The following is a 13407-nucleotide window of genomic DNA, read 5'->3' as shown; positions in this document are numbered from 1 at the left end:
TCTACCCGGCGAGAGACTTGGTCACGGCCTCGCGGTCGAGACCTTTGAGGCCGATGACGACGACGCTGCCTTGGCGGTCCTCCGACGCGGCCCAGGGCCGGTCATAATAATGGCTGACGCGCGGTCCCACCGCCTGAATCAGAAGCCGCATGGGCTTGCCCGTGACGGCGGCGAACCCCTTTACCCGCAACACATTGTGAGACTTGGCGAGCTCGGCGATGCGCGTCGAGATGGTATCGGGATCGCCGATCTCGGCGAGCGGCACCACGAAACTATCGAAGTCGTCATGATCGTGATCGAGCTCGGTGTCGTGATGGGTCATGCGGTTCTCGATGTCGTTCTCGGTGCCGACGCCCAAGCCCAGCAGGGCGATCGGGTCCACCTTGCCGTCGGCCACGGTGACGATTGCCACCGCGCGCGGCAGCGCCCCGGTCACCGCGGCCATGGCGCGCTCGAGGCCGCCCGCGTCGAGCAGGTCGCGCTTGTTGAGCACCACGAGATCGGCGCAGGCGATCTGGTCCTCGAACACTTCCTCGATCGGGTCATCGTGATCGAGCGCATCGTCCGCCGCGCGCTGCTGTGACAGCGCCTCGAGGTCGGCGGACACTTGGCCGTCGGCGAGCGCCGCGCCGTCCACCACCGCCACCACGCCGTCGACGGTGACGCGGCTCTTGATCGCTGGCCAGTGAAACGCCTGCACCAGCGGCTTGGGGAGCGCCAGGCCGGATGTCTCGATGACGATATGCTCGACCGCCGGTTCCATGGCGAGGATGGCGTCGAGCGCCGGCACGAATTCGTCGGCCACGGTGCAGCAGAGACAGCCATTGGCCAGCTCGACGATATTCTCCTCGGGGCAGGAAGCGTCGCCGCAGCCTTTGAGGATCTCGCCGTCGATGCCGACGTCGCCGAACTCGTTGACGATGACCGCGAGCCGGCGCCCGTTCGCGTTGGCCAGCACATGGCGGATTAGGGTCGTCTTGCCCGAGCCGAGAAAGCCCGTGACGATGGTGCAGGGAATGCGGGCAAGCGACGTCATTCTGTGTCCTCCGTGGAAATCTCGGGTGTGAAATCGAGGGGCGGCACGCGGGCGATCAGGCCCTTCTTCAAGATCTCGGGGCGTCCGCCGCCAAGGCAGGGATGCCGTCTTCGGCACGGGCGAGAAGCCGTGCCCCTTCGATCAAGGCCTCGGCATCCCGGCCGGGCTCCAACCCGCCGAACACATAGGTCCAGCTGCCGTCGCAGCGCATGGCGGCGCTCAAGCTCCGGCTGCAATTGGCGAGGCACTGGACCTGGCAGACCGACACGCCGGTGCCGCCGGCGGCCTCCGCCGTGGCCCGCGCCAAGGCGAGCCCGGGACGTTCGGCGTCCTCGGGGTCGTCCGGCCGGCGGCAAGTGATGCAGACATAGACGGTGGCCCCGGTTCGGACCGCAACGTCCTCGTCCGCTTCGATGTCGGTGAGAGTCACCCCTTTGAAGCCGCTCCTCGGGCCGTCCGCGCTTGGGGGTGCGATAAGGCACAGAGCCGACGAATCGGTCCGCGCCACGGAACTAACCGCCACCGAGGCACCCCGCCCGGGCGAGCGACCAGATCGACGGCAGGTCTCCTGGCTCGCGGTTCCAGCCCCTCACCGCCTTCCCGGGTATCCCCAGTGGCAATGTGGTTCGGGCTCACCGCTTACAGTTGCGGGGGCAGCCGCGGAATTGGACCAAAATCCGTACCGCGTTCCCTGTTCGCTCTCGTCCTCGAGAGACCGTCGATGGGCCCACTAAAGAGGCCGTGCCGCCTTTTTGTCAATGCGGGCCCGATCGCCCGCTTGCGGCGCGGGCCCAGCCCGCTATAGTCGCCCCGTCGTCGGTTCCCACATTCCGTGGGACGTAAAAGGGAACGCGGTGAGGGATTTTCCCCGATTCCGCGGCTGCCCCCGCAACTGTAAGCGGCGAGCACCCCTCCGTAAGGCCACTGGAGCGAAGCTTCCGGGAAGGCCGAGGGAAGGCGTCGACCCGCGAGCCAGGAGACCTGCCGCCGGCTCAACCTTGAACCGCGCCCTCGGGTGGAGGGCGCATGGGGGACTTAGATATGAATACGTTCTCGACCAAACCCGAAGGCGACGGCATCCACACCGCCGCGCTAACCGCCTCGCGCGTCGTGCCGATCTTCATGGCCGCGCTGCTCGGCATCTTCATCGTTGGCGGTGTGGGCTTTTCCCGCATCGAGGCGGTGCACAATGCCGCGCACGACTACCGGCATTCGATGTCCTTCCCCTGTCATTAGGGGGGCGCAGAGATGGATTACTTCCGCAACATCGTTATCGTTGCAGCCATCGCCGGCGCGCTTGCCGGCCTAGCCATGACCGTCGCGCAACAGCTCACTACCGTGCCTATGATCGTCAAAGCAGAGGTCTATGAGGAGCAAGGCGACGCCACCGCTACCGCCCACGAGCATGGGGCGGAGACGGCGGCGCACGACCACGATCACGGCGAAGGCTGGGCTCCAGCCGACGGCGCTGAGCGCACCTTCTTCACCTTCGCGGCCAATATGGTCACCGGCGTGGGCTTCGCTCTCCTTCTTGTCGCGGTGAGCGAACTGTTCGGCGGCATCGCCAATTGGCGCCAGGGTGTGTTCTGGGGTCTCGCCGGTTTTGTTGTGTTCACACTTGCGCCCGGTCTCGGTCTTCCGCCCGAGCTTCCGGCCATGCCAGCGGCGGAGCTCGGTGCGCGCCAGGCTTGGTGGCTTGGAACCGTCCTCGCCACGGCCATTGCGCTCGGCCTCTTGTTCTACAGCCGGTCGCTCGTCGCCGTGCTCGCGGCCATCGCTCTGCTGGTCGCGCCTCACGTGATCGGCGCGCCCCAGCCCGTGAGCTACGAGAGCCCAATCCCGGAAGGTCTGCACCACAGCTTCGTTGTCGCCGTGGTGATGACCGCGCTTCTATTCTGGGTGCTGCTCGGCGGGCTCGCCGGGTTCTTCCGGGAGCGCTTCATCCACGCGGCGTAATGATGGCGCAATCAGCCACAACCGGGGACGAAGGCACGACCTTCGTCCTCGGCGGCGCGCGCTCCGGCAAGAGCCGTTACGCCGAAAGTCTCGTCACCGCCCGGCCGCATCCGTGGGTCTATATCGCCACGGCTGAAGCGCGGGACGGCGAGATGGCCGCGCGCATCGCCGCGCACAGGGCGCATCGCCAAGCCGGCTGGCAAACCATCGAAGCCCCGCACGAATTACCCGACGCGCTTCGTGCCTCACCGCATGGCGCCGCGGTCCTGGTCGACTGCCTCACCCTGTGGCTGTCGAATCTGATGCACGCGAAGTTCAAGATCGAAACGATGACCGAGCGGTTGGAACAGGCCTTAGCCGAACGTGTCGGCCCGACGGTGGTCGTATCCAACGAGGTGGGCTTGGGTCTCGTGCCGGACAATGAGCTTGGCCGCGCGTTTCGTGACGCCCAAGGCGTGCTCAATCAGCGCCTCGCCGCCCATGCCGGCCGCGTGATCCTCATGGTCGCCGGCCTGCCGCTCTATGTGAAGGGATCGCCATGACCAAGCCTGTCGACGATAAGGAAGCCGAGCGCCACCGCGCCAAGATGGCGAAGCGCAAATCGGTGCAGGACGAGGAGGTCGCCGGCAAGACCTACGAGAAGGGTCTGCTCATCGTCCATACCGGCACGGGCAAGGGCAAGTCCACGGCGGCTTTCGGCCTGGCGCTGCGCATGATCGGCCGCGGCGAGCGGGTCGGCGTCGTGCAATTCGTCAAAGGCGCTTGGCACACCGCCGAGCGCGACGCGCTGGCCAAATTCGGCGACCAGGTCGCATGGTACTCCATGGGCGAGGGTTTCACCTGGGAGACCCAGGATCTCGCCCGGGACATCGCCGCCGCCGAGCGCGCTTGGGCCAAGGCGGTTGAGCTGACGAACGACGACAGTTTCGGCCTCGTCATTCTCGACGAGTTGAACATCGCGCTCCGCTACGATTACCTGCCGCTCGACGAGGTGATCGCCACGTTGAAAGCACGCCGACCCCGCCTCCACGTCGTCGTGACCGGCCGCAACGCCAAGCCCGATCTCATCGAGGCCGCCGACCTCGTCACCGACATGACGCTGGTGAAGCATCACTTCGCCGCCGGCGTGAAGGCGCAACCGGGCATCGAATTCTAGCGATGGCCGCCCGGGCGCTCATGTTCCAGGGCACGGGCTCCGACGTCGGCAAGTCGCTGATCGTGGCGGGACTGGCGCGGGCGCTTCACGCCCGCGGGCTCAAGGTCCTGCCGTTCAAGCCGCAGAACATGTCGAACAACGCGGCGGTCACCATCGACGGCGGCGAGATCGGCCGCGCGCAAGCGCTCCAGGCGCGCGCCGCGTGCGTGGCGCCATGCGTGCACATGAACCCCGTGCTGCTGAAGCCGCAAAGCGAGATCGGCGCGCAGATCGTGGTGCAGGGCCGCGTCTACGGCACGGCCAAGGCCGCCGATTATCAGAACCTGAAACCGGATTTGATGGGCTTCGTGCGGGACAGCTTCGCCCGGCTGAAGGACGAAGCGAACATCGTTCTGGTCGAGGGCGCCGGCAGCGCTTCGGAGATCAATCTTCGCGCCAACGACATCGCCAACATGGGCTTCGCCCGCGCTTGCGACGTGCCCGTGGTGCTGATCGGCGATATCGACCGGGGCGGCGTCATCGCCAGCCTGGTCGGCACCAAGGCGGTGCTCGATGCCGAAGATGCGGCGCTGATCGTGGGCTTCCTCGTCAACAAGTTCCGCGGCGACCCGGCGCTGTTCGCCGATGGCATGACGAGAATTGCCGAGGCCACCGGATGGCCGGCGCTCGGTCTTGTTCCCTTCTTCGCCGAGGCCCGCGCGCTGCCGGCGGAGGATGCCTTGGCGCTCGACGGCGCGCGGGCGGCGAACGCGGGCGCGGCGCTGAAGGTCGCGGTGCCGCTGCTGCCGCATATCGCCAATTTCGACGATCTCGATCCCCTGGAGGCGGAGCCCGCAGTCGATCTCGTGCGGGTGCGGCCCGGTCACGCGCTCCCCGGCGATGCGGACCTCGTCATCCTGCCGGGCTCCAAGGCCACCATCGCCGATCTCGGCGGCGCGCGACGCCGGCTTCGATATCGACATTGCCGGACACCTACGCCGTGGCGGCACGGTGCTGGGGCTGTGCGGCGGCTATCAGATGCTCGGCCGCGCCATCCACGACCCGGACGGCATCGAGGGCGCCGGCGGCACCGCGCAAGGCCTCGGCCTGCTGGACGTGGAGACGACCTTGTCGTCGGAAAAGCGTCTCGAGGCGGTTGCGGGCGTCGCCTTCGATGGCGCGCCCTTCTCAGGCTACGAGATGCATATGGGCATGACGCAAGGTCCGGACGCGGACCGCCCCTTTGCCCGTCTTGCCGATGGGTCGTCCGAAGGCGCGATGTCGCCGGACGGCCGCGTCATCGGCTCATACGTCCATGGTCTGTTTGCCGACGACCGCCAGCGCGCCGCCTGGCTCCAGCGTTTCGCGGCGGGCGAAAGCCAGGTCTGTTACGAAACCGCGGTGGATACGGTCTCGATCGTCTCGCCGCGCATCTCGAAGCTCATGTCGACATCGATCGCCTGCTCACAGTATCGCGGTGAAAACCGCCAGCGCGAACACGATGGCGATCAGCAGGCCGTCGGCGCGCCCGTAAACGGCGAGCGCGGCTTGCACATCCGACGCCTTCGCCTCGCGGCGTCCGTCGCCGAGCCATGCGGCGTCGGTCTCCACGCCGTCATACGCATGCGGGCCGCCGAGCGACAGGCCGAGCGCGCCGGCCATGGCTGCTTCCGGATAGCCCGCATTGGGCGAGGCATGCTTGGCGGCGTCGCGCGTCATCGCCTGCCAGGCGCCGCCGGCCGAGGCCCCACCGCCGAGCGCCGATGCGGCGACGATCAGCAGCGCCGACAGCCGTGCGCCTGGCAGATTGACCAGGTCGTCGAGCTGCGCCGCCGATTTTCCGAACGACTCGTACCGTTCGTTGCGGTGGCCGATCATGCTGTCGGCGGTGTTGATCGCCTTATACAGCGCGCCGCCGGTGAGGCCCGCGAGGCAGATCCAGAACACCGGCGACACGACGCCGTCGGAGAAATTCTCCGACAGGCTCTCGATGGCCGCGCGCGCCACGCCCGCCTCGTCGAGATCGCCCGTGTCCCGGCCGACGATATGGGCGACCGCCGCGCGGGCCTTGATCAGGTCGCCACTGTCGAGCGCGTCGGCCACATTCGCCACATGCATATAAAGACTGCGCTGGGCGATGAGCGTGCTGCACAAGAGGCCGACCACGATCAGGCCGAGCGGCAGAAGCAGAAACGCGGTCTCGACCACGAAGGCGATGGTGCCGACAATGAGCAGCAGGAGGAACAGCGCGATGGCGCCCGCCCGGCGGCGGCTCTCGGGCTCGGCGCCTTCATGGTTGAGGCGTGTATCGAGAAAGCCGATAAGGCGGCCCATCCATGTGACGGGATGGCCTATGCTCTTGGCGATCCAGTCCGGATAACCGGCGACGAGCTCGATCAGCAAAGCCAGAAGCGCTAACGGTGCGGCCATGATCCCTCCCAATATGCCTGCGCCGCTTCTGCATGGCGGCGATCTCGATGCGGCGCGAAACCTGTTCCCCGGCGCGCCCGAGCCGTTCCTCGACCTGTCGACGGGGATTAATCCCCATCCCTACCCCATCCCGCCCCTCGCGCCGGAGATTTTTTCGCGCCTGCCGGCGCCCGCGGACCTCCGCCGCCTGGCGGAACGCGCCGCCGCGGCTTATGACGCGCCGTCGGCGGCCTGCGTCGTCGTCGCGCCGGGCTCGCAGGTGCTGGTGCGCTCGCCGCCCGCCCTCCTGCTTCCGGGCCGCGCCGTGATCCTCGGGCCGACTTATGCCGAGCATGCCCGCGCCGCCGCCGCCGCCGAACACGAGACGACGACCGTCGGCGCGCTGGAGCCGTTGGGCGACGCCGATCTCGCCATCGCCGTCAATCCGAACAATCCCGACGGCAGGATCTTGAGCCGCGACGAATTGCTCGCCATCGCCGAGCGGCAGCGCTCCCATGACGGCCTGTTGATCGTCGACGAGGCCTTCATGGATGCCGGACCGCGCGGTGAGAGCCTGAGCGCGCAAGTGGAGGCCGCGACGGTCGTCGTGCTGCGCTCCTTCGGCAAGTTCTTCGGCCTCGCAGGTCTGAGGCTCAGTTTCGCGCTCGCCTCACCGCCATTGGCCGCGCAGCTTGCCGCCGCGCTTGGGCCTTGGCCGGTCTCCGGCGAGGCGCTCGCCATCGGCACGACGGCCTTGAGCGATCAACCGTGGATCGATGCGACGCGACTCTCGCTCGCGGCGGCGGCGGAGCGTCTCGATACGCTGCTCGGCGGGGCCGGCCTCGAAATCGTCGGGGGCGCGTCCCTGTTCCGCTTGGTCCGCAGCGCCAAGGCGGCGAAGCTTTTTGACCGGCTTGGCCGCGCCGGCATCCTCGTGCGCCGCTTTCCCGAACGGCCCGATCTATTGCGCTTCGGATTGCCCGGCGCCGAGCAAGAGTGGCAACGGCTCGAAGCGGCGCTCCAGGATTAGTCGCCGGTGACCGGCACGCACACATGGAGCCCGTGGGGCTCGATCTCGACGCGCACCTCCGCGGCGTGGTCTGGGGCATCGAATACCTCGTCGTCGACCCTGAGCGGCCCTTCGCGCCAGACGAATTTCGCCGTCTTGGCCTTGATCTCGGTGAGCGGGATCGGGGTGTGCTCCGGCGCCGCGCGCAGCCAGTCGATCATCTCCTGCTTGCGCCCGGCCGGCAGGATGACAATGTCGAGCAGCTGGTCTCCGGGCTCGGCGGACGGACTGATCAGCACGCGCGGTCCGGTCATGCCGATATTGAGAATCTCGACGAAGACGAAGTCGCCTTCCATGCGATGCCCATCGATCTCGAGACATATATAGGTCGGCGCGGCTGCTTCGAGGATCTCGGCGAACAGCTCGCGGCCCGATGCGATCTGCTTCTCGCGCGTATCGTCCGGAACGCCGATATCCACGACTTTGGCGAGCGCGCCCCAGCCCACGGATTCCAAAAAGTTCCATTCGCCCCAGGGCCCGGCGGCGCAGCCACGTCCAACCGTTTAAGGGGGGCTTCGCGAAGCGCTGGCACCAATCTCCCGATCTCGCCATTGATCGCCAGACTCCGGGCGACGTTGTTGGCCGTGCCGAGTGGCAGGATCGCCAGGGGAATTTTCCGGTCGTGGATGTTGCGCGCAATCTTCGCGACGGTGCCGTCACCTCCGGCGACGATCACGATCTCGGCGTCGCTCCGCGCGAGCGCCGTCTTATAGCCGTCGTCCTTGGAGCTGAAATATTGTGTAGAGAAACCGGACTCGTCGAGGAGGCGAAGCAGCTCGTCGCGGCTTGGATGCCCTGAACCGGCAGAGGGATTGTGCACCACAAGCGCGCGCATGGTGGCCTACTAACGCCTGGTCGCGAGGGCTGTTCCATCCGCCGCGGAGTCGCGCGGGACCACAGGTGGGAGTCTCGGCGAGGCTAGTGAGCCCAGCGGCGATTATAGTGCTCGGCCAGCTCGAGATTGCCTTGAGCTTCTTCCGGCAACAGCCTGGCGATCACGCCCATGGCGAGCTCGACCGAGATCTCGCTGGCGCCGCACTCTTTGAGTTGGTCGCGCAGCCAGCCGTAGACTTCCTCGTCGCCGGCCTTGAGGCCGACGGCGATCTCTTCAAGCATTTGCACCAACGATTCTGCTGCCATCGTGCCCCTCCAATCGAACCGAGTCTCTAAAGACCCATGCTCCGGTCACGTCCGTGTCGCTTCCCCTGGTGCGATTCCCCGTAGACGATCTTACTGCGTCTTTCGCAGATGCGAAGTTGCCGACGGGCCACAGTGCGATCTTTTCTCCTTTAGTCGCCGCTAAACCCCAGCCCGGCAGGCCCGGTAAAGGGGATCGGCTTGATCGAGGCGGTCGACACCGGGTCGCCCTCGGCCTCGGCAAAAAAGCCGCGGCTCGGCCGGGGCTGGCAGAAATGGCGCCCCTTGGAGACGTTGGTGACCAACAAATCCATGTGGAAATGATTGTAGTGGTGGCGGTCGGCGCCCGGGCCGAGCACCGTGTAGAATTCGTCGCACGCCCCGGCGAGCGCCTCTTTCAGGAAGGCCTTCTCCCGCCGGCTGCCGCGCCACCAGCCTTTGACCACGGTGATCTCGGTGCCGTCCGACAGGCGGAAACCGGCGACATCGATGGCATTGCCGTAGGCATGCTCCGATAGCGGCCCCCGATGGCGGCCGTTGCGTCCGCGGCAGCTATAGGAGGAGATCTGCCGGATCTCCACCACCGGCTTGCCGAATTGGCGATAGGCGGCCTTCTGCACGGAATTGTTGAGCCAGCGATCGAGATGCGCGGTGACCGGGCAGCCGATGGTGGCCGTGGGCGTGACCTTGACCCGGCCGCCAAGCGCGCCGGAGACCTTCAGCGGCGCCCGGATGCCGCAAGCGCTCGGCCCGTTGATCGGCGAGGCGGACTGCACGTAGGACGACGCGCGTACGCGCCCCGAGGCCATGCATTGAGCCTCGGCCTTGTCACGCCACTCGGCGCGTTCCTCGCGCGGAACGCCGCCGCCGGCGCAAGCTCCAGAAGGATGGCGACCGCGAGCAATGCGGCCAAATACGCAATACGAACCCCCACCATGGGCGTAACCATGGGGCCAAGGGTCTGAACAATCTTTCAATGCGAGAGGTCTTTGGCAGATCAGATTTTGGGCAAAAAGAAGGGCCGCCCGTTGCCGGGCAGCCCTTCCATTGTCGGCCGCGGTCGCGAAGGACCGCTGATTCAAGCGTCGTTAGACGCCCTAGACCTCACCAGAGGCGAGCATCCAGGTCACCGACGCCTGCGACCGCGGGCTATGACAATGAGACACTGGATCACCTCCTTTCGATTGTTGATGGGATAGGCCGAATATAGGGCGCCCGGCACAAAAAGGGAACGGCGTCATTTCGGCGCCGTGCAAAGGGGGGCAGACGCGAGGCCGTCAGAACAAGAGCAGCCAGGCCCCCATGCCGATCAGGGCGATGGTCCAGGCCAGATCGAGATTGATCCAGCTCCGCTTCAGGATCTCGAAGCCCGACGACTGATAGACGAGGAGCGCGATCGCCCCGGTGACGATGAGCATGGCCAGCGTGTGCACCAGCACCGCCAAGCTCGCCACGGCAAAGGAGCCGGTGGCCATCATGTGGCCGGCATGTCCGCCCGCGTGGCCCGCGTGATGCGCGTGCTCCATGGGCATCAGCACCGGGATCAGCATCATGCCGGCGCCATGGGCCGTGGCCATGAGGAAGGACCACACGCCGAGGCCGAGCAGACCGGTCGTCACGCCGATATGGAAATGATGCTGATGGCCGTAAAGCCAATGATAGATGCCCCAGGCGATTAGCAGCAGGCCCGAGACGATGCGGAATGTGCCGGCGTCGATAGCCATGCCAAGGCCGACGACCGCGAAGACGACAACGGCGATGGCCGCCGCATGGCCGAGCGCGATGGGGATCAGCGAGATGAGAACGACCCGGCGGCTCTTGCGGTAAAGACCGAGCGAGGCGGCAAAGAACCAGCCCATGGCCGGATTCAGCCCATGGAAGGCGCCGAGCGCGATGAGGATCAGCCAGGGCGTGAGTTGGGACATGCGGGCCTTGGATCGGGGGAGACGGGGGCGGCGGCGAAACGGTCACGACAAGAGGCGAGGGACAACGGGGCGTCCTTGATCGAACGCAAAGCGGACACCAAGCCTCAGGCGAGACCGAGCGCCTTTCGCGCCTTGACCGTGATCGACTGGCGGGTCGCGAAATACCCTCCCACGGATCCTTCTTGAGCCGCTTGAGTCGCGCCGGCAGGTTTTGCGCGGTATAGGGCGCCGCCGTCTCGAGCGTCTTGAGCTCATCCCAGCGCAATGGACAGGCCACGGTGGCGCCGGGCCGGGCGCGCGTCGAATAGTTGCAGATCGCCGTGCCGCCGCGTTGGTTGCGCAAATAGTCCACGAAGATTTTTCCCTTCCGCGCCGCCTTGGCCATGTTGGCCGTGTAGCGGTCTGGCCGCACCGTGACGAGCGCGTCGGCGACCGCCTTGCAGAAGGTCTTCACCTCGTCCCAGCCGAGCTTGGGCGCGATCGGCGCGACCACGTGTAAGCCCTTGCCGCCCGTCACCTTGAGGAAGGACGTGAGGCCGAGCGCGTCGAGGAAGTCGCGTACCTCGATGGCGGCAGCTTTCAGCGTGTCGAAGTCGAACCCCTCGTCGGGATCGAGATCGAACACGATATGGTCGGGCTCGCTGACCTTCGGCAGCTTCACGCCCCAATCGTGGATCTCCAGCACGCCGATCTGCGCCAGACCGAACAGCCCGTCCTCGCCGTCGATATAGAGATATTTCTTCTTGGTCTTGCCGCCGGGGATGGCGATCTCCTTGATCGCATCGCTCATGCCGCGCATGGCGTGGCGCTGGAAGAAACAGTCTTCCGCGCAGCCTTCGGGACATCGCACGAGGCTGATCGGCCGGTTGACCACGTAAGGCAGCATCACGGGCGCCACCGCCTCGTAATAGCGGGCGAGATCGAGCTTGGTGAAGCCGATATCCGGATAGAGCACCTTGTCGGGGCTCGTGAGCGTGATGCCGCCGAAACTGACGTCGCCCGTCTTTGTGGTCGAAGCCGTCTTGGTGGCAGCCTTGCTGGTTGTCTGCTTGGTCGCGGTCTTGGCCATATCGGCCTCCTGATGCTCTTGCCCCTCGCGGCGCACGTCGCGTGCCGCCTTGTCCTCGCGCAAACCTTGGAAGCTCGGATGCCTGAGCCGTCCGTCGCGCGTCCATTCGGCGTAGTTGACCGCGCAGACGAGCTCCGGGTCCAGCCACACCGCGCCCTTGCGCTCGGCTGCCGGCACGTCGGCGAAGGGCGAGGTCTTGCGGACGAGCTTCGAGAACCGCTCGGCGAGCTCGGCCGAGACGCGTGCGTTGAAGCCGGTGCCGACCTTGCCCGCGTAGTTCAGCTTGCCATCGTCGAATGTCCCGAGCAGCAGAGAGGAGAACGGCTTGCCGCGCACGTCCGATTTTGCATAGCCGCCGATGACGAACTCTTGCGACCGCGTGCATTTGATCTTGAGCCAGTCCTTGCCGCGCCCCGAGCGGTAAGGCGAGTCCGCCCGCTTCGACATGATGCCTTCGAGCTGGGCCTCGGAAGCCTTGGCGAAGAATGCCGAGCCCGATCCGAGCACATGGTCGGAATAGACGAGATAGTCGGAGACGCCCTTCGCCGACAGGAGCGCATGCAGCCGCGCCTTGCGTTTGAGAAGCGGCTCTTTGCGGAGGTCCTTGCCGTCGAGGGACAACAGGTCGAAGGCGAAATAGCGGATCGCCGGATGGGGCGTATCGATGTGAGCTTGCAGCGATTTGAAATCGGTGACGCCCGACGGCAGCACGAAGGCCGCCTCGCCGTCGATCAGCGCCGCCTCGCATGGCAGGGTCTCGAGCGCCGTGGCGATGGCCGGAAAGCGCACGGTCCAATCGAGACCGCGGCGGCTGAACAGCGTGATGTCGTCGCCCGCTTTTCGCGCCTCGATGCGGTAGCCGTCATATTTGAGCTCATGCAGCCAGTTCGTGCCGTCCGGCACGTCGCTATCGAGCGTGGCGAGTTCCGGCTCGACGAACGGAGCGGCGGCTATTTTGCGGCGCGCTTTGCCTTTGGCTTTGCTTTGGCTTTCGGCTTTGCCGCCGTCTTTTTCTTTGCCGGTGCCGCGCGCTTTTTCACCGGAGTTTTTTTTTGAGCCTTGTTGGAGCTCCACACGGCGGAGTCGGCGCCGGTCTCGATCTGCTCCATGCTGCGGCCGGTCTTCACGCTGGTGTCGAACGCTTCCGTCGGCTCATCGCCGTCGCCGGCATAGTCGTCGCGCTTCTTGATGAGCAGCCAGTTCTCGCGCTTGCCCCCGGTGCGATCCTTCTTCATGCGCACCAGCACATAGTCGCCGTTCAGCCGCTTGCCGTGCAGCCTGAATTTGAGATCGCCTTTGGCGAGGCCCTCATCCGCATCGCCGATGGGCTCCCAGGTGCCCTCGTCCCAGATCATCACCGGGCCGCCGCCATACTCGCCTTTGGGAATGACGCCTTCGAAGCCGCCATATTCGAGCGGATGGTCTTCGGTGCGGACGGCGAGCCGCTTCTGGCTGGGGTCGAGGCTCGGTCCCTTGGTCACGGCCCAGCTCTTCAGCACGCCGTCTTTCTCCAGCCGGAAATCGAAATGGGTGCGCCGCGCCGCATGCTTCTGGATAACGAAGCTGTTGCCTTTTTTCCGCGCGCGTTTCGGGCCAGGCTCGGGCGTCTTGGCGAAGTCCCGCTTGGCCTTGTAGGTGGCAAGCAGGTCGTCGTCTTGCGCCCGCGCCATT

At 66.2% G+C, this 13407-nt stretch carries 13 protein-coding genes, 2 pseudogenes and 2 riboswitches; of the genes and pseudogenes, 6 read left to right on the top strand and 9 right to left on the bottom strand.

Going from position 1 to position 13407, the window contains the following annotated elements; all coding sequences use genetic code 11:
- Position 1: 1 nt before the first annotated feature.
- Together cobW and AUC69_RS00305 are read right to left on the bottom strand one after the other, a co-directional pair.
- The gene (gene cobW / locus AUC69_RS00310; RefSeq protein WP_069440390.1) at positions 2 to 1036 is read right to left on the bottom strand and encodes a cobalamin biosynthesis protein CobW; all 1035 of its coding nucleotides are present in this window, start codon (positions 1034 to 1036) and stop codon (positions 2 to 4) included.
- Between the two features lie 67 nt (positions 1037 to 1103).
- Positions 1104 to 1466, bottom strand: a complete 363-nt coding sequence (locus AUC69_RS00305) for a DUF1636 family protein (protein ID WP_244500017.1) — start codon at positions 1464 to 1466, stop codon at positions 1104 to 1106.
- Between the two features lie 111 nt (positions 1467 to 1577).
- A riboswitch (cobalamin riboswitch) is annotated at positions 1578 to 1771 on the bottom strand.
- A gap of 65 nt (positions 1772 to 1836) precedes the next feature.
- A riboswitch (cobalamin riboswitch) is annotated at positions 1837 to 2039 on the top strand.
- Between the two features lie 38 nt (positions 2040 to 2077).
- Between AUC69_RS00305 and AUC69_RS00300 the strand changes: the two genes are divergently transcribed.
- The 5 genes and pseudogenes from AUC69_RS00300 to AUC69_RS00280 all read left to right on the top strand — a co-directional run bounded on the left by AUC69_RS00300 (position 2078) and on the right by AUC69_RS00280 (position 5608).
- A complete protein-coding gene (locus AUC69_RS00300; RefSeq protein ID WP_069440389.1) occupies positions 2078 to 2272 on the top strand; it encodes a CbtB domain-containing protein in 195 nt (64 codons plus the stop codon).
- A gap of 12 nt (positions 2273 to 2284) precedes the next feature.
- Complete coding sequence (locus tag AUC69_RS00295; RefSeq protein WP_069440388.1) at positions 2285 to 2992, top strand: CbtA family protein; 708 nt, start codon at positions 2285 to 2287, stop codon at positions 2990 to 2992.
- Positions 2993 to 2994: 2 nt separating this feature from the next.
- On the top strand, positions 2995 to 3534 hold the full coding sequence (cobU, locus tag AUC69_RS00290; RefSeq protein ID WP_069440429.1) for a bifunctional adenosylcobinamide kinase/adenosylcobinamide-phosphate guanylyltransferase: 540 nt from the start codon (positions 2995 to 2997) through the stop codon (positions 3532 to 3534).
- Positions 3531 to 4148 carry a cob(I)yrinic acid a,c-diamide adenosyltransferase gene (cobO, locus tag AUC69_RS00285; RefSeq protein WP_069440387.1) on the top strand — a complete coding sequence of 206 codons (618 nt, stop codon included), beginning with the start codon at positions 3531 to 3533 and terminating at the stop codon, positions 4146 to 4148. Before cobU ends, cobO begins: the two co-directional genes overlap by 4 nt.
- A 2-nt stretch (positions 4149 to 4150) precedes the next feature.
- Positions 4151 to 5608 (top strand): annotated as a pseudogene (locus tag AUC69_RS00280) (cobyric acid synthase).
- Here AUC69_RS00280 and cbiB read toward each other — a convergent pair.
- Complete coding sequence (gene cbiB / locus AUC69_RS00275; RefSeq protein WP_069440386.1) at positions 5592 to 6557, bottom strand: adenosylcobinamide-phosphate synthase CbiB; 966 nt, start codon at positions 6555 to 6557, stop codon at positions 5592 to 5594. The pseudogene AUC69_RS00280 and the gene cbiB overlap by 17 nt on opposite strands.
- Between cbiB and cobD the strand changes: the two genes are divergently transcribed.
- Positions 6556 to 7566 (top strand): threonine-phosphate decarboxylase CobD, encoded by a 1011-nt coding sequence (gene cobD, locus AUC69_RS00270; RefSeq protein WP_244500015.1) that lies wholly within the window; start codon positions 6556 to 6558, stop codon positions 7564 to 7566. The two genes, cbiB and cobD, sit on opposite strands and share 2 nt — an antisense overlap.
- On the opposite strand, the gene AUC69_RS00265 is transcribed toward cobD, so the two are convergent.
- The 6 genes and pseudogenes from AUC69_RS00265 to AUC69_RS18055 all read right to left on the bottom strand — a co-directional run bounded on the left by AUC69_RS00265 (position 7563) and on the right by AUC69_RS18055 (position 13406).
- Complete coding sequence (locus AUC69_RS00265; protein ID WP_069440385.1) at positions 7563 to 8051, bottom strand: diacylglycerol kinase family protein; 489 nt, start codon at positions 8049 to 8051, stop codon at positions 7563 to 7565. The genes cobD and AUC69_RS00265 overlap by 4 nt on opposite strands.
- Before the next feature lie 101 nt (positions 8052 to 8152).
- Positions 8153 to 8440, bottom strand: a pseudogene (locus AUC69_RS19525) (diacylglycerol/lipid kinase family protein); the annotation flags it as partial.
- An 83-nt stretch (positions 8441 to 8523) separates the two neighbouring features.
- Complete coding sequence (locus AUC69_RS00260) at positions 8524 to 8745, bottom strand: hypothetical protein (protein WP_141700504.1); 222 nt, start codon at positions 8743 to 8745, stop codon at positions 8524 to 8526.
- A 149-nt stretch (positions 8746 to 8894) separates the two neighbouring features.
- Positions 8895 to 9551, bottom strand: coding sequence for an extensin-like domain-containing protein (locus AUC69_RS00255; RefSeq protein ID WP_083238935.1), 657 nt, complete (start codon positions 9549 to 9551; stop codon positions 8895 to 8897).
- Between the two features lie 361 nt (positions 9552 to 9912).
- The gene (ligD, locus tag AUC69_RS17795) at positions 9913 to 12639 is read right to left on the bottom strand and encodes a DNA ligase D (protein WP_069440382.1); all 2727 of its coding nucleotides are present in this window, start codon (positions 12637 to 12639) and stop codon (positions 9913 to 9915) included.
- A 47-nt stretch (positions 12640 to 12686) separates the two neighbouring features.
- Positions 12687 to 13406: a DNA polymerase ligase N-terminal domain-containing protein gene (locus AUC69_RS18055; protein ID WP_069440381.1), complete on the bottom strand. Its 720-nt coding sequence runs from the start codon at positions 13404 to 13406 to the stop codon at positions 12687 to 12689.
- Position 13407 lies beyond the last annotated feature (1 nt).

Origin of the sequence: Methyloceanibacter superfactus (genome assembly GCF_001723305.1) — a bacterium.
In the GTDB taxonomy this organism is placed as follows: domain Bacteria; phylum Pseudomonadota; class Alphaproteobacteria; order Rhizobiales; family Methyloligellaceae; genus Methyloceanibacter; species Methyloceanibacter superfactus.
Note: the sequence above shows the minus strand (reverse complement) of the source record. Positions and strands in the feature narration are given on the sequence as shown.